The sequence below is a fragment of the Pseudomonas sp. TE3899 genome (assembly GCF_056279105.1).
In genome coordinates, this window is record NZ_JBWBQR010000001.1 from 3,789,778 (window position 1) to 3,805,032 (window position 15,255).

Sequence of the window (15,255 nt, forward strand, 5' to 3'; positions counted from 1 at the left end):
TGATGTCGGATGTGACGGCCTCTTCGCGGGCAAGCCTCGCTCCTACAGGAACGGTAACGCGGTGTGCCTGTTAAACCGTGTCGCGGCCATCGCGGGCAAGCCTTGCTCCTACAGGATCCCCGCGCGACCATCGTCTGTGGGACAATGCCCCCCACTTTCAGCCATACCCGAATCGATCACACCCATGAACGCCCCCCGCACACCCCGCCCTGCGCGCAAAAAGCCTGACTCCGCCACCCCGGCCAACGCCGTGGAACCCCGTCCGAAGGCCAGCCTGCACCCGCGCAATCGCCACCAGGGTCGCTATGACTTCCCGGAGCTGATCAAGAGCACGCCGGAACTGGCGAAGTTCGTGATCCTCAACCCGTACGGCAAGGAAAGCATCGACTTCGCCAGCCCCGACGCGGTGCGGGTGTTCAACCGGGCACTGCTCAAGTCGTTCTACGGCGTGGCCCACTGGGACATCCCGGCCGATTACCTGTGCCCGCCGGTTCCGGGGCGTGCCGACTACGTGCACTTCCTGGCCGACCTGCTGGCCAGCGTCAACGACGGTGAAATCCCGCGCGGCGCGCCGGTCAAAGTGCTCGATATCGGCATGGGTGCCAACTGCGTCTACCCGCTGATCGGCTACAGCGACTACCGCTGGCACTTCCTCGGCTCCGAAATCGACCCGACTGCCGTGGCCGCCGCCAAAGCCATCGTCCAGTCCAACGGGCTGAACAAAGCCATTCAACTGCGTTTGCAAAGCAATCCCAAGCACATCCTGCTCGGCTTGCTGGAGCCGGGCGAACGTTTTGACCTGACCATGTGCAACCCGCCGTTCCACGCCTCGATGGACGAAGCGACCAAGGGCAGCGAACGCAAATGGCGCGCCCTGGGCCGTGCCGACCCGAAACGCAAACTGCCGGTGCTGAACTTCGGCGGGCAATCGGCGGAATTGTGGTGTGAAGGGGGCGAGGCACGTTTTGTGACGCAACTGATCGCCGAGAGCGCGAGCTTCCAGCACAAAGTGCTGTGGTTCAGCACCCTGGTATCGAAAGCCTCGAACCTGCCCGCCATCCAGACCGCTCTGAAAAAAGCTGGCGTGCTGGAAAGCCAGGTCGTGGAAATGTCCCAGGGCCAGAAGCAAAGCCGCTTTGTGGCCTGGACCTTCCAGACCCAGTCCGAGCAACAGGTCTGGCGCGAGCGCTGGGCCCGCAAGTAAACACCTGAAACAGCGATTGGCCTGGGGTCAATCGCTGAATCGCAGGCACAAAAAAGCCGCGCCCGGATCACTCCGGAGCGCGGCTTTTTTTACTGCGTCTTACTTGTTAACAGCGTCGGTCAGGCCTTTGGCCACAACCAGCTTGATAACTTTCTTGGCAGCGATTTCGATGGCAGCGCCAGTCGAAGGGTTACGGCCGGTACGGGCAGGACGCTCGGTCACTTTCAGTTTGCCGATACCTGGCAGAGTGATTTCGCCGCCGTTTTCCAGCTGATCGGCAACGATTTGGCCCAGTTGGTCCAGAGCGTTACGCGCGGTGGTTTTTGGCGCGTCGATAGCTTCAGCGATGTCGGCGATCAGTTGGTCTTTAGTAAGAGCCATGTAGTGTTCCTTCCCTATCAAATTCATATGGATTGCAGAGTGCAGTGTCAGCCATCGAGCCCGATCTTCTGGATCTGGCACCCTCGGCCATAACCGCGACGAGTCGGGGTAATAGATACCGAAATCAGGGTTTGGTTCGACCTGACAAATGCTGAATGCACGCTTAACGCAGTGACTTCGCGTAAGACCGGGCAAAACTAGCACAGAGACGGGGAAATATCCGCCTCTAGCTACCCATTTGGTCAGCTTTATTGCTCTAAACCGTTAAAAAAACGCATAAGGGCCGCTCTACGTTCGGGATTTCCCCTTCGAGCCGCGCCAAAACCAGTGGTTGCGGTACACTTGGCACTTTTTGGGGGAGCACGCCCTCCTCTCTTCAATCAGCCGAGAAGCCCATGCCGATCCGCCATTGCATCGTCCACCTGATCGACAAAAAACCCGACGGCACCCCCGCAGTTCTTCACGCTCGCGACTCCGAACTGGCGGAGTCCACGGCCATCGAGAACATGCTCGCCGACCTCAACGAGAGCTACAACGCCAAACAAGGCAAGGCCTGGGGCTTCTTCCATGCCGAGTCCGGGGCGCATCCGTTCAGCGGCTGGCTGAAGGAATACCTCGACGGCGGCAAGGATTTCACGGCGTTCAGCCGGGTGGCGGTGGAACACCTGCAAAAGCTGATGGAAGAATCGAACCTGTCAGTGGGCGGCCACGTGCTGTTTGCGCACTACCAGCAAGGCATGACCGACTACCTGGCCATCGCCCTGCTGCACCACAGTGAAGGCGTGGCGGTGACGGAAGAGCTGGACGTGACCGCGTCTCGTCACCTGGACCTGGGCCAGTTGCACCTCGCGGCGCGAATCAACATCTCCGAGTGGCAGAACAACAAGCAGTCCAAGCAATACATTTCGTTCATCAAAGGCAAGAACGGGAAAAAGGTTTCGGAGTATTTCCGCGACTTTATCGGCTGCCAGGAAGGCGTCGACGGCCCGGGCGAAACCCGTACCCTGCTCAAAGCCTTCAGCGACTTCGTTGAAAGCGAAGATCTGCCGGAAGAATCCGCCCGCGAGAAAACCAAAACCCTGGTGGATTACGCCAGCAGCCAGGCCAAGCTCGGCGAGCCGATGGGCCTGGAAGAACTCTCGGAGCTGATCGACGAAGAACGCCCGAAAGCCTTCTACGATCACATCCGCAACAAGGACTACGGTTTGTCCCCGGAGATTCCGGCGGATAAACGTACCCTGAACCAGTTCCGCCGCTTCACCGGGCGCGCTGAAGGCTTGTCCATCAGCTTCGAAGCACACCTGCTGGGCTCGAAGATCGAATACGACGAAGAAGCCGGCACGCTGATCATCAAGGGCTTGCCGACCCAGCTGACTGATCAGTTGAAGCGACGCAACTGATGCTCAACGGCATCCTGAAGAAATTCCTGCTGATCCTGCTGGTGGTCGTGGTTTACCAGAACTGGGGCAAGATCGAGCGCTATATCCACCCGGCGCAGGTGGTGTCCGAGCAGACCCAGGCCAAGGCCAACGTCGTGCTCTACGCCACCGACTGGTGCGGCTACTGCAAACTGACTCGACGCTTTCTGGATCAGAAAGGCATTCCGTACAAGGAATTCGATATCGAGAAGGACGCCGAGGCGCGCAAGGCGTATGAAGCGTTGGGTGGGCGCGGGATACCGTTGATCGATGTGAACGGGACGTTGATTCGCGGGTATGACCCGGATGAGATCCTCGCTGCATTGAAATAACCGATTGCCTCACACAAAACCCGTGTAGGAGCGAGGCTTGCCCGCGAAGGCGTCCTCACTGACGCTAAAAGCTTCGCGGGCAAGCCTCGCTCCTACAGGGTTCAGGGTTCAGGGTTCAGGGTTTTTCGATGCGGAAGCCAAACCGCGGAAAGTGCACATGCACCACACCCGCCCGCTCGTCTTCCCGACGCACAATCAATTCCTCACGCCCCGCAAACACCAGCTCACCCGTCACCGGATCACAACCGTAGTCCGTGGCGGCAATCACCACCTGCTGGCCCGCCTCAAAGCCGTTAGGCTCCTCGAACGCCTCATCCGGCAACGCAGCGGGCGTGGCATTGCGCGACACCTCCAGCGCCTCCTCGGCCGTCATCTCGCTGAACGCACCATGACCGAACCCCATCACCCGACCAAACCACGCCAAAACCGCCGGATAAGCATCGACCAACGGTGAAGTGACCGGCGTTGCCTTGAGGAACCACAGGCAATGAGCCAGGGAAAAATCGGCGATCGAAGGCTCGCCGAACAGGAAGTCGCCCTCCTCGCGCTGAAGCTGCAATTCGAGACGCCCCATAATCGTCGGCCACTGATGCCGCGCCTGTTCCGCCGACAATTTCGTCGAGCTGCCGCCGCTGAACAACCCGGCGCGATCGGCCAGGAACGCCTTGATCGCTTCCGGCGGCAACTTGCCAAAGCGCACCGCCACCGATTCCGGCTGGAACACCAGGCTCACCGCGTGCTGGAACACCACCGAATCGACCCAGGCCGCGAAGCTCGCGACGATCATTTCCTGACCTTCCGGGAAAAACGCCGGCAGGGCTTTTTCCTGCTCCAGGCGACGGGCGATCAGAGCGGTGTCGCAATAAATATCGGCGCCGATCTGCAACACCGGGGTCTTGCGGTAGCCGCCCGTCAGCGCGGTCAATTCAGGTTTTGGCATCACCGGCGAGATCTTCACCGAACGCCACGACAACCCTTTGAAGCCCAGCAGAAGACGGGCCTTTTCGGCGAAGGGGGACGTCGGGTAATTGTGAAGGATCAACTCTGACATGCTCGGCTCCGCCGCTCGGATAAGGAGCTCGCAGCTTAGCGCGCAATCGGGAAGCGGCCTACAGATCCGCCTGATGGGCACTTATCAGTCAGATTGATAAGTCAGCACCAGGCATTCCTTGGCGCTTTTCTTGAGTTTTTTGATCAACCGTTCCTGACGCAGCGCTTCGCTTTTGTCGCGGCAGATTTCGGTATAAACCAACGCCATGGCCGGGCTGGACAGGAAGAACCGCGCGCCCTTGCCGCTCTGGTGCTTGGCAAAGCGGCGCACCGGGTCGTCGCTGATCCCGCAATACAACGAACCATTGGCCGCGCGCACGAGGTAAACGAACCAGGGCTTGCTGGCGGGCACCGGTTCGACGGCAATGACGGGGGATTCGCTGAGGGTGTTCACGTGGCGATCATGGCTTGCAGGGAAACAAGCCGCGATCTTATCAGCGACTGGCCTGGAATGCCTTCAGCCCCTTCAACGCCTGGGCGCGCACGGCGTTGCGCACCAGCGGCGTCCAGCCCAGCAACAGGCCTTTGGTGCCCAGCGCCTGGCGGGACCAACGCCACAGATCGAAGCTGTCGTGATGTTCGCAGATCTTGTCGTCGCGAAACACGAAACGCGCCTGGATGTCGTTGATCACAACGTTGCCGGTCTGGCTGAACAGGTAGGTCGCGACCCAATGGGCGCCGCCGGAGCGCTCGTCGCTGCGCACGTTGTCGAAGGTCAGGGAAAAGTCCTTGGCCCGGGTCGTGAGCATGCGCCACATGTCGCCGGCATCGCGGCCGCGCAACTCGCCGAACGCTGGATCGCTGAACACCACGTCGTCGGTGTAGCAGGCCGCCATGGCTTCGGCATCCAGCCGCTGGAAGGCCTGGTAGAAGCGGGTGATCAGGGCGTTATGGGCGTCACTCATGGGCTGGCTCCGAACCGTCGAAAGATTGCCAGCACGATAGTCTGCAAATGCCCGCAAGACCACCGGCATTCGTGGGCCGAATGCCAGTAGTGCGGGGATTCACACTTTTTCGCTGTTCACCTGAACGTACAGCGAACGCCCGGCACCGAGGCCGGCGATGATCGCGCCCAGGCCAATGATGCCGAAGATCCAGCCCAACGCATTCCAGCCACCGGTCCAGTCGTGGACGATGCCGACCACGAATGGCCCCATGGACGCCAGGGTGTAACCGATCCCTTGGGCCATGCTCGACAGGTTGGCAGCCACGTGGGAATCCCGCGAGCGCAGCACGATCAGGGTCAGCGCCAGGCTGAACGTCCCGCCCTGCCCCAGGCCGAGCAGGATCGCCCAGCCCCACAGGCCTTCGATCGGCGCATACAGGCAGCCGAACAAGCCGCCGAGGGTCAGCAGCATAACGATGACGATCGCCAGGCGCTGATCCTTGCCGCGCGTGGCCAGCCAAGGCGCGGCCAGGGAGCTGGCCAATTGGACAATCACCGACCCTGAAAGCACGAGACCGGCCTGGGTCGGCGTCAGCCCACGGCCGATCAGGATCGACGGCAACCAGCCGAACACGATGTAGGCCAGGGACGATTGCAGCCCCATGTACAACGTCACTTGCCAGGCCAACGGGTCGCGCAGCAGACCGCGAACGCGATAGGCGACGTTATGCGAACCGTGCTTCTGCCCCACTTGCGGCAACCAGAAAATCGCCGCCACCAGCGCCGGCACCACCCAGAAGCCCAGGCCCAGGGCCCAGCTCTTGTCGAAATGCTCGCTCAACGGCACGGTCGCCCCCGCCGCCATCGCCGCGCCCAGGCACAGGGCCATGGTGTAGACGCCGGTCATGGTGCCGGCTTGTTTCGGGAAGTCGCGCTTGACGATCCCCGGCAGCAACACGCCAATCACGCCAATGCTGGCCCCGGCCAGCACACTGCCGGCGAACAGGCCGATTTCACCGAAGGAGCTGCGCAGGATGATCCCGCCAGCCAGCACCAACAGAATCCCCAGCACCACGCGCTCGGCACCGAAACGCCGGGCCAGGATCGGCGCCAGCGGTGCGAACAGGCCCAGGCAAAGCACCGGCAACGTGGTCAGCAAACCGGCTTCGGCCGCGGATAAGCCGAGGGTCTTCGACACCTCGCTGAGCATCGGCGCCATGCTCGACAGCGCCGGACGCAAGTTCAGCGCCACCAGGATCAGCCCCAGCAGCAACAGCCACGGCCGTCGCAGGATCGGGTGGCTTTGCTGGACCTGCTCGTCATCGGCCTCGGCATCGATCAACAGCTCTTCGAGCTCCGCCGTGCGCTTGGGTTGCGGGATGTTGCTGTGATTGGCAGACATGGGGTTCTCGGTTTCAAGGTTCATTGATCAACTGCCTCGACAGGGCTTTGGCCCGCTCCGGGTCACGTTGTTCGACGGCCTCCAGCAGTTCGATATGCAGATCGAACACCTCTTGGCGTCGCGGGGAAATGTTCAGGGTCTTGCGCAGTTGGTCGCCGACGATGCTGGAGAAGTAGCGATACAACTCGCTGAGGGTGGGGTTGTGCGCGGCGTCCACCAAGCGGCGGTGGAACACCAGGTCGCAGGCGATGTAGCTGTCGAGATCGCCGTGGTAGTGACTGCCGCTGACGCCCAATGCTTCGTGCAGTGCCGCCAGATCTTCGTCAGTGCGGCGCAACGCCGCCAGGCCAATGGCCTCGACTTCCAGAATGTGCCGGGTTTCCCGCGCCTGTTCGTGGGTGCATTGCGACAACGCCTTCATGGTGTCCATCGGATCGATCACCGCTCGCAGGTAACTGCCGTCACCCTGGCGGATCTCGATCAACCCGGAAAACGCCAACACGCGCATGGCTTCGCGCACGGTGTTGCGGCTGATGCCCAGCTCGGCGGATAGCTCAGGTTCAGTGGGCAGACGCTGGCCGACGGTCCAGATACCTTGGGTAATGCGCAGGCGTAATTGATCCAGGGCCTGATCGACCAGGGATCGCTTAACGAGTGGAGAAATGTCTGACATAAGATTCGCCCTTTCATCCAATCATAGGATGAATTTTCCGACATGTTAGTCAGCTCCGTGTAGGACGGCAACCGCCTACGGTCAGAGGGAGGGAAATGGAGCGGGATTTTCGATTAGTCAAAATTACCCTTTAAGGGTAATTTCAGGGATAGGGTTTACGGTTTCTTATGGAGAAGAACACACCCCATTACGACTTGGCGGTGATCAAGTCGGACGTGCTGCGGCTTAGGGTATCTGCCTTTACGAGCGCGGCAAAAACAAGCGCCAGGAGGTTGGGCTTGAGCTTTACAGAGATGCAGGAGGTCATCCTCAAGCTGCAGCGCAATATGTTGTACAAATCGATGACCACCTATGCCAACCACCGAGTCTGGCAAGACGTTTACCACATCAATTCACATGACCTGGAGATTTACATCAAGGTGACTTACCGCCCCGGCGGTGGCCCTCCGGCAATCTCCTTCAAGGAGAAAAACCTATGAAAACCCAGCAGTGTTTCAGCTGTGGCTCCCCTGAAGGAATGACCCATTTCCAAGGTCGCGGCGAAACCTTGAGTGTCAAAGGCATGGAGCGCCGGATTGATGATTTATCCGGTTGGGAATGCCAGATGTGCGGCGAAGTCGAATTTGACCCCAACTGCGCGGAGCGTCATTCAAACGCAGGTGACGAACTGGTCATTGCTGGCAGGCAAATGATCGGCGCGGAGATGAAGCGCATCCGCCGCAAGCTGCACCTCTCACAAAAAGACGCGGTGCTGCTGTTGTCCGGTGGCGGGCACAACGCGTTTTCCCGGTATGAGCGTGGCGAGGTACTTCCGCCAAAAGCGTTGGTACTGTTGATGCGCTTGCTGGACCGGTATCCCTATCTGCTCGCCGATGCGCATGCCTTGGGTGAGGGCGCGGATTTACGGGGCTTCAGAGAAATCGTGCACAAAGAGCACGAGACGATCACCGTTTCCTGAACGTGAACGCCAGACAAAAATAAACCCGGAACAGGTCCGGGTTTATTTCAATGCCTGACATCGATCAATGCAGAATCTGACTCAGGAACAACTTGGTCCGATCATTCTGCGGATTATCGAAGAAGTCATTCGGCGCCGCCTGTTCAACGATCTCGCCCTTGTCCATGAAGATCACGCGGTTGGCCACGGTGCGGGCGAAGCCCATTTCGTGGGTTACGCAGAGCATGGTCATGCCGTCTTCAGCCAGGCCGATCATGGTGTCCAGAACCTCTTTCACCATCTCGGGGTCGAGTGCCGAAGTCGGTTCATCGAACAGCATGATTTTCGGTTTCATGCACAGGGCACGGGCAATCGCCACACGCTGTTGCTGACCGCCGGACAGTTGACCCGGGAATTTATGCGCCTGCTCTGGAATGCGTACGCGCTCCAGATAATGCATGGCGATTTCTTCGGCCTTGCGTTTCGGCATCTTGCGCACCCACATCGGGGCCAGGGTGCAGTTCTGCAGGATGGTCAGGTGCGGGAACAGGTTGAAGTGCTGGAACACCATGCCGACTTCACGGCGGATCGCTTCGATCTGCTTGAGGTCGTTGGTCAGTTCCACGCCATCGACCACGATGCGGCCCTGCTGGTGTTCTTCCAGGCGATTGAGGCAACGGATGGTGGTGGATTTGCCGGAACCCGACGGGCCGCACAGGACGATACGCTCGCCCTGCTTGACGTTCAGGTTGATGTCTTTCAACACGTGGAACTGGCCGTACCACTTGTTCACGCCCTGCATCTGAATAATGCCTTCAGGGCTCACAGGCTGTTTGATCGCTTCACTCATGACAAAACTCCTAACGCTTGTGGCCAGTGTCCAGCTTACGTTCCAAATGCATGGAGTAGCGGGACATACCAAAACAGAAAATCCAGAACACCAGGGCCGCGAACACGTAGCCTTCAGTGGCCATGCCCAACCATTTCGGGTCGGCGGCGGCTTGCTTGACGCTGTTGAGCAGGTCGAACAGGCCAATGATGATCACCAGGCTTGTGTCCTTGAACAGCGCAATGAAGGTGTTGACGATGCCAGGGATTACCAGCTTCAAGGCTTGCGGCAGAATCACCAGGCCCATGCTGCGCCAGTAACCGAGGCCCATCGCTGCGGCCGCTTCGTACTGACCTTTGGGGATCGCTTGCAGACCGCCGCGCACCACTTCGGCCACGTAGGCCGACTGGAACAGGATCACGCCGATCAGGGCCCGCAGCAGTTTGTCGAAGTTCATGCCTTCGGGCAGGAACAGCGGCAGCATCACCGAAGACATGAACAGCACCGTGATCAACGGCACGCCGCGCCAGAATTCGATGAAGGTCACGCAGACCACCCGAATCGCCGGCATGTTCGAACGTCGACCCAGCGCCAGGACGATCCCCAGCGGCAACGCACCGGCGATACCGACGGTAGCAATCACCAGGGTCAGCATCAGGCCGCCCCACTGGCTGGTCGCCACGTTGGTCATGCCGAACAGGCCGCCATGCAACAGGAAGAAGGCAATGATCGGGTACGCCACCAGGAAGCTCAGCCCGTACACCGCTTTACGGTGAAAGCGCGAGATGAACAACGGTGCCACGCCGATGACCGCCAGCCACACGGTCAGGTCCACGCGCCAGCGCAGGTCCACCGGGTAGTAGCCGTACATGAACTGGCCGAAACGCTGTTGGATGAACACCCAGCAGGCGCCTTCCTTGGTGCAGTCGGCGCGAGTGGTGCCGACCCAGTTGGCGTCGAGGATGGCCCAGTCCAGGATCGGTGGGACGATCAGGTAGATCAGGTAGAACGCGAACAGGGTCAGCAGGGTGTTGATCCAGCTGGAGAACATGTTGGCGCGCATCCACGCCACCACGCCGATGCTGCTGCTCGGTGGTGGCATGTCAGGCTTGAAAGTATGAGTACTCATGCGCTTTTCCTTACCGCTCGATCAGCGCAATGCGCTTGTTGTACCAGTTCATCAGCAGGGAAATGCTGATACTGATCGCCAGGTACACGCTCATGGTGATCGCAATCACCTCGATCGCCTGTCCGGTCTGGTTCAGCACCGTACCGGCAAACAACGACACCATCTCCGGATAACCGATACCGGCCGCCAGCGAGGAGTTCTTCGCCAGGTTCAGGTATTGGCTGGTCAGCGGCGGGATGATCACGCGCAGGGCTTGCGGGATGATCACCTTGCGCAGGGTCGGACCGTTGCGCAGCCCCAGGGAACGCGCGGCTTCGGTCTGGCCGTGGCTGACCGACTTGATGCCCGAACGCACGATCTCGGCGATAAACGCCGCGGTGTACACGGTCAGGGCCAGGGTCAAGGCCAGCAGTTCCGGGATCAGGACCCAGCCACCGACAAAGTTGAAGCCTTGCAGCTTCGGCAGTTCCCAGTGCAACGGGGCGCCGAAGATCAGCGCGCACAGCGCCGGGATCACCAGGAACAGCGCCAGGCCGACCCAGAACTTGTGGAACGGTACGCCGGTGGCTTCAAAGCGCTTGTTGGCCCAACGGCACATCAGCACGATGGCGACGATAGCGATAACGACACTGACGAAGAACGCCCAGAACCCGTCCGCCATTTGCGCGGCCGGCATGTTCAGGCCACGGCTGCTGACGAAGAAGGTGTCGCCGAAGTTATGACTGGCCCGCGGGCCCGGCATGGTCAGGAACACCGCGAAGTACCAGAACAGGATTTGCAGCAACGGCGGAATGTTACGGAAGACTTCCACGTAAACCGTCGCCAGTTTGCTGATGATCCAGTTCGGCGACAGCCGTGCCACGCCGACGATGAAACCGAGCAGGGTCGCCAGGACCACGCCGATGACCGTCACCAGCAAGGTGTTGAGCAGGCCGATGACAAACACCCGGGCATACGTGTCCGATTCGGTGTAGTCGATCAGGTGTTGAGCGATGCCGAACCCGGCACTGCGATCCAGAAAACTGAAGCCGGAGGTAATGCCCCGGTGTTGCAGGTTGGTTTGCGTATTGTCGAACAGATACCAGCCCATCGCGACAACCGCGACGATGGTGATGATCTGAAATAGCCACGCACGCACTTTTGGATCGCTGAGGCTGAGCCTCTGCTTTGGTGCGCCGATTGATTTTTGCATGGAGTGCCCCGGAAATAATGGAACAGAACATCACCCGGTGGTTGGCCCACCGGGTGATAGAACCATCAGCGCACTGGTGGTGCGTATTGAATGCCGCCGTTGGTCCACAGGGCGTTCAGGCCACGGTCGATTTCCAGCGGGGTGCTCTTGCCGAGGTTTTTCTCAAAGATTTCGCCGTAGTTACCGACTTGGGAAACGATCTTGACGACCCAGTCCTTCGGCAGTTTCAGGTCCTTACCGTATTCACCGTCGGCACCCAACATACGGGCAACGTCAGGGTTCTTGGTGGACTTGGCTTGTTCCAGTACGTTTTTCGAGGTAACACCGGCTTCTTCGGTGTTCAACAGCGCGTAGCCAACCCAGCGAACGATCGCCAGCCACTCGTCGTCGCCGTTACGCACGACTGGACCCAGTGGTTCTTTGGAGATGGTTTCCGGCAGTACCACGTAGTCTTTTGGCGAAGCCAGTTTGCTGCGCTGTGCGTAGAGCTGCGACTTGTCGGAGGTCAGCACGTCGCAACGACCGGATTCCAGCGACTTGGCGCTTTCATCGGAGGTATCGAAGGTGATCGGGGTGTACTTCAGGTTGTTGGCACGGAAGTAGTCGGAAACGTTCAGCTCGGTGGTGGTACCGGCCTGGATGCAGATGGTTGCACCGTCCAGTTCCTTGGCACTTTTCACGCCCAGCTTGCTGTTGGCCAGGAAGCCCACGCCGTCGTAATAAGTGATGAAGCCAGGGAATTTCAGGCCCATGCCCGCATCGCGGGAACTGGTCATGGTGGTGTTACGGGAGAGAATGTCGATCTCGCCGGACTGCAACGCGGTGAAGCGCTCCTTGGCGTTCAACTGGCTGAACTTGACCTTGTTGGCGTCGCCGAATACGGCAGCGGCCACAGCACGGCAGACGTCAGCGTCGATCCCGAGGATCTTGCCGGTGGAGTCCGGAACCGAGAAACCCGGCAGGCCGTCACTCACGCCGCACTGTACAAAACCTTTCTTCTGCACTGCATCCAGGGTTGCACCCGCCTGAGCGAACCCGCTGACACCGAGCACTGCGGCTGCAGTCACGATAGCCAGGGTGGATTTCAACATTTTCATTCAAACCTCCAGTTTTGCTCTTGTTGTGTCGGAGCTGAGTCCCGTCGCACCCTTTTGAGGCGTTGTTGACCCGTGTTGGCTTTTTTTGGGGTCAACCGACGTCAGGACCGTCGCTATGAGTCTATTAGGAGAAAATCCACATCATGGATCACTCGCTTCTCACCAATCGGCCGAACGGGCTGTAGCCCTTTCACGTTCGCTAAGCCCGTAACGGCCGCTGGCGAACATCCATCACCGGATTCTTTGCTATCCCGTCCTCGGCAGTACACTGATAGTGTTACCGCCAGGCGCGAGATTGGTTGCACAGGTTTCCCCATAGCAAAGCCCGTACCACACCGCTCGCTCAAGCGATTCAGCGACAGGTCAATAGCAAAACTTGTAGCCTTGCGACATCTTCTTAACTGATCAACCAGACGCGCACTCACATCTCGCACTCAATGAGAGCGCACGCACAAAATTGGAGCAGACATGACCCAGCCCTTGATTCTTCAGCCCGGCAAGCCAGTAGACGCCTGCGTTATCTGGCTGCACGGCCTGGGCGCCGACCGCTACGACTTTCTCCCGGTGGCCGAAACGCTTCAAGAAAGCTTGCTGACCACCCGTTTCGTTCTGCCCCAGGCGCCGACCCGGGCTGTCACCATTAATGGTGGCTACGAGATGCCGAGCTGGTACGACATATTGGCCATGAACCCGGCGCGCGCGATCAGCCGCGAGCAACTGGATGAGTCCGCGGACATGGTCATCGCGTTGATCGAAGAGCAGAAAGCCAGCGGAATAGACGCCTCGCGCATCTTTCTCGCCGGGTTTTCCCAGGGTGGCGCGGTGGTGTTGCACAGCGCTTTCCTGAAATGGCAGGGCCCGCTGGGCGGCGTACTTGCCCTGTCGACTTATGCACCGACCTTCAGCGATGAACTGGAGCTGTCCGCCAGCCAGCAACGCATTCCGGTGCTAAGCCTGCACGGCCAGTACGATGACGTTGTGCAAAACGCCATGGGCCGTAGCGCTTATGAGCATTTAAAGCAGCGTGGTGTCACCGTGACATGGCAGGAATACCCAATGGGCCACGAAGTGTTACCCGAAGAAATTAGCGATATCGGTGTCTGGCTCGCCGAGCGCTTGCGTTAACTCTTTATATGAACAGAACGTCCTTTAGCTTCCTTTGATCATCCCGCTACGCCGCGCCCGTTTCTTGCATTACACTGGCCGGCGTACATTCCTTAACCAATTGATGAGATGACCGTGCTCAAAGCACTCAAAAAAATGTTCGGTAAAAGCGAGACTGAGCAGCTCGCGCCAGTCGCCAGCGCTCCGTCTCACACCACCAGCCACCGCACCGACGGTCGTCAGCCTGGCCGGACCGCAGCCGCAGCGGCACCGAAACAAGAGCCCGTGACCACACCGGCCGCCCCACCTGTCGAGGCAATCGCTGCCGAACAACCGCTCAGCGAAACCCCGAAACCTGCAAAACCGCGTCGCGAACCCAAGCCAAAAGCCCCGGTCATTCCCTGGAAACTCGAAGACTTCGCCGTCGAGCCCATGGAAGGCAAGACCCGTTTCCACGATTTCAAGCTCGCCCCGGAACTGATGCACGCCATCCAGGACCTGGGCTTTCCATATTGCACGCCGATCCAGGCGCAAGTCCTGGGCTTCACCCTGGCCGGCAAAGACGCCATCGGTCGCGCCCAGACCGGCACCGGCAAAACCGCCGCGTTCCTGATTTCAATCATCACCCAGTTGCTGGAAACCCCTCCGCCGAAAGAGCGTTACATGGGTGAACCGCGGGCGCTGATCATTGCGCCGACCCGCGAACTGGTGGTGCAGATCGCCAAGGACGCGGCCGACCTGACCAAGTACACCGGCCTCAACGTCATGACGTTCGTCGGCGGCATGGACTTCGACAAGCAGCTCAAGCACCTCGAAGCCCGTCACTGCGACATCCTCGTCGCCACCCCGGGCCGCCTGCTGGACTTCAACCAGCGCGGCGACGTGCACCTGGACATGGTCGAAGTGATGGTCCTGGACGAAGCCGACCGCATGCTCGACATGGGTTTCATCCCGCAAGTGCGTCAGATCATTCGCCAGACCCCGCCGAAGAACGAGCGCCAGACGCTGCTGTTCTCCGCGACCTTTACCGAAGACGTGATGAACCTGGCCAAGCAATGGACCACCGAGCCATCGATCGTCGAGATCGAAGCGCAGAACGTGGCCAGCGAAAACGTCGAGCAACATATCTACGCCGTGGCCGGTGCCGACAAATACAAACTGCTCTACAACCTGGTCACCGACAACGGTTGGGAGCGGGTGATGGTCTTCGCCAACCGCAAGGATGAAGTGCGGCGCATCGAAGAACGCCTGGTGCGCGATGGCGTCAACGCTGCGCAGCTGTCCGGCGATGTGCCGCAGCACAAGCGGATCAAGACCCTGGAAGGTTTCCGCGAAGGCAAGATCCGCGTGCTGGTGGCCACCGATGTTGCCGGTCGCGGCATCCACATCGACGGCATCAGCCACGTGATCAACTTCACCCTGCCGGAAGTGCCGGACGACTATGTGCACCGCATCGGTCGGACGGGTCGTGCGGGCGCTGATGGGGTGTCCATCAGCTTCGCAGGCGAAGATGACTCCTACCAGCTACCGTCCATCGAGGCGCTGCTGGGCAAGAAAATCAGCTGTGAAACGCCACCGACGCATCTACTGCGGGCGGTTGAGCGCAAGCGCCCGTAACCCA

The 15,255-nt window shown here is 59.8% G+C and carries 17 protein-coding genes; 7 read left to right on the forward strand and 10 right to left on the reverse strand.

From position 1 onward, the window contains the following. Nucleotides 1-184: 184 nt before the first annotated feature. Complete coding sequence (gene rlmF / locus ACZ89E_RS17385; protein WP_149657472.1) at nt 185-1,204, forward strand: 23S rRNA (adenine(1618)-N(6))-methyltransferase RlmF; 1,020 nt, start codon at nt 185-187, stop codon at nt 1,202-1,204. Between the two features lie 99 nt (nt 1,205-1,303). Here rlmF and ACZ89E_RS17390 read toward each other — a convergent pair whose 3' ends face one another. Beyond that, nucleotides 1,304-1,585, reverse strand: coding sequence for an HU family DNA-binding protein (locus ACZ89E_RS17390; RefSeq protein WP_007905514.1), 282 nt, complete (start codon nt 1,583-1,585; stop codon nt 1,304-1,306). A 395-nt stretch (nt 1,586-1,980) separates the two neighbouring features. On the opposite strand from ACZ89E_RS17390, the gene yejK reads away from it, so the two are divergent. After that, nucleotides 1,981-2,985 carry a nucleoid-associated protein YejK gene (yejK, locus tag ACZ89E_RS17395; RefSeq protein ID WP_149657473.1) on the forward strand — a complete coding sequence of 335 codons (1,005 nt, stop codon included), beginning with the start codon at nt 1,981-1,983 and terminating at the stop codon, nt 2,983-2,985. Continuing rightward, nucleotides 2,985-3,335, forward strand: a complete 351-nt coding sequence (locus tag ACZ89E_RS17400; protein WP_149657474.1) for a glutaredoxin family protein — start codon at nt 2,985-2,987, stop codon at nt 3,333-3,335. Before yejK ends, ACZ89E_RS17400 begins: the two co-directional genes overlap by 1 nt. 115 nt (nt 3,336-3,450) lie before the next feature. On the opposite strand, the gene ACZ89E_RS17405 is transcribed toward ACZ89E_RS17400, so the two are convergent. The 5 genes from ACZ89E_RS17405 to ACZ89E_RS17425 all read right to left on the reverse strand — a co-directional run bounded on the left by ACZ89E_RS17405 (nt 3,451) and on the right by ACZ89E_RS17425 (nt 7,346). Then, a complete protein-coding gene (locus ACZ89E_RS17405; RefSeq protein WP_149657475.1) occupies nt 3,451-4,386 on the reverse strand; it encodes a glutathione S-transferase family protein in 936 nt (311 codons plus the stop codon). Between the two features lie 84 nt (nt 4,387-4,470). Further along, complete coding sequence (locus ACZ89E_RS17410) at nt 4,471-4,779, reverse strand: GIY-YIG nuclease family protein (protein ID WP_149657476.1); 309 nt, start codon at nt 4,777-4,779, stop codon at nt 4,471-4,473. A 40-nt stretch (nt 4,780-4,819) separates the two neighbouring features. Continuing rightward, complete coding sequence (locus ACZ89E_RS17415; protein ID WP_476256127.1) at nt 4,820-5,290, reverse strand: nuclear transport factor 2 family protein; 471 nt, start codon at nt 5,288-5,290, stop codon at nt 4,820-4,822. 99 nt (nt 5,291-5,389) lie between these two features. Next, entirely contained in the window at nt 5,390-6,697 is a 1,308-nt protein-coding gene (locus ACZ89E_RS17420) for a CynX/NimT family MFS transporter (RefSeq protein WP_476256128.1), read from the reverse strand. Beyond that, nucleotides 6,687-7,346 (reverse strand): FadR/GntR family transcriptional regulator, encoded by a 660-nt coding sequence (locus ACZ89E_RS17425; RefSeq protein WP_463259464.1) that lies wholly within the window; start codon nt 7,344-7,346, stop codon nt 6,687-6,689. The genes ACZ89E_RS17420 and ACZ89E_RS17425 overlap by 11 nt, the downstream gene beginning before the upstream one ends. A gap of 167 nt (nt 7,347-7,513) precedes the next feature. Here ACZ89E_RS17425 and ACZ89E_RS17430 point away from each other — a divergent pair, with 167 nt between their 5' ends. Together ACZ89E_RS17430 and ACZ89E_RS17435 are read left to right on the forward strand one after the other, a co-directional pair. After that, nucleotides 7,514-7,825: a type II toxin-antitoxin system MqsR family toxin gene (locus ACZ89E_RS17430; RefSeq protein ID WP_476256129.1), complete on the forward strand. Its 312-nt coding sequence runs from the start codon at nt 7,514-7,516 to the stop codon at nt 7,823-7,825. Continuing rightward, nucleotides 7,822-8,304 carry a type II toxin-antitoxin system MqsA family antitoxin gene (locus ACZ89E_RS17435; RefSeq protein WP_476256130.1) on the forward strand — a complete coding sequence of 161 codons (483 nt, stop codon included), beginning with the start codon at nt 7,822-7,824 and terminating at the stop codon, nt 8,302-8,304. The genes ACZ89E_RS17430 and ACZ89E_RS17435 overlap by 4 nt, the downstream gene beginning before the upstream one ends. 64 nt (nt 8,305-8,368) lie before the next feature. On the opposite strand, the gene ACZ89E_RS17440 is transcribed toward ACZ89E_RS17435, so the two are convergent. The 4 genes from ACZ89E_RS17440 to ACZ89E_RS17455 all read right to left on the reverse strand — a co-directional run bounded on the left by ACZ89E_RS17440 (nt 8,369) and on the right by ACZ89E_RS17455 (nt 12,530). Next, complete coding sequence (locus ACZ89E_RS17440; RefSeq protein ID WP_003171943.1) at nt 8,369-9,133, reverse strand: amino acid ABC transporter ATP-binding protein; 765 nt, start codon at nt 9,131-9,133, stop codon at nt 8,369-8,371. Between the two features lie 10 nt (nt 9,134-9,143). After that, complete coding sequence (locus ACZ89E_RS17445; RefSeq protein ID WP_149657481.1) at nt 9,144-10,241, reverse strand: amino acid ABC transporter permease; 1,098 nt, start codon at nt 10,239-10,241, stop codon at nt 9,144-9,146. Nucleotides 10,242-10,251: 10 nt separating this feature from the next. Beyond that, complete coding sequence (locus tag ACZ89E_RS17450; RefSeq protein ID WP_149657482.1) at nt 10,252-11,433, reverse strand: amino acid ABC transporter permease; 1,182 nt, start codon at nt 11,431-11,433, stop codon at nt 10,252-10,254. Nucleotides 11,434-11,498: 65 nt separating this feature from the next. After that, a complete protein-coding gene (locus tag ACZ89E_RS17455) occupies nt 11,499-12,530 on the reverse strand; it encodes an amino acid ABC transporter substrate-binding protein (RefSeq protein WP_149657483.1) in 1,032 nt (343 codons plus the stop codon). A gap of 468 nt (nt 12,531-12,998) precedes the next feature. Here ACZ89E_RS17455 and ACZ89E_RS17460 point away from each other — a divergent pair, with 468 nt between their 5' ends. Both ACZ89E_RS17460 and rhlB read left to right on the forward strand, forming a co-directional pair. Then, the gene (locus tag ACZ89E_RS17460) at nt 12,999-13,655 is read left to right on the forward strand and encodes an alpha/beta hydrolase (RefSeq protein ID WP_476256131.1); all 657 of its coding nucleotides are present in this window, start codon (nt 12,999-13,001) and stop codon (nt 13,653-13,655) included. Nucleotides 13,656-13,763: 108 nt separating this feature from the next. After that, on the forward strand, nt 13,764-15,251 hold the full coding sequence (gene rhlB, locus ACZ89E_RS17465; protein ID WP_149657485.1) for an ATP-dependent RNA helicase RhlB: 1,488 nt from the start codon (nt 13,764-13,766) through the stop codon (nt 15,249-15,251). Nucleotides 15,252-15,255 lie beyond the last annotated feature (4 nt).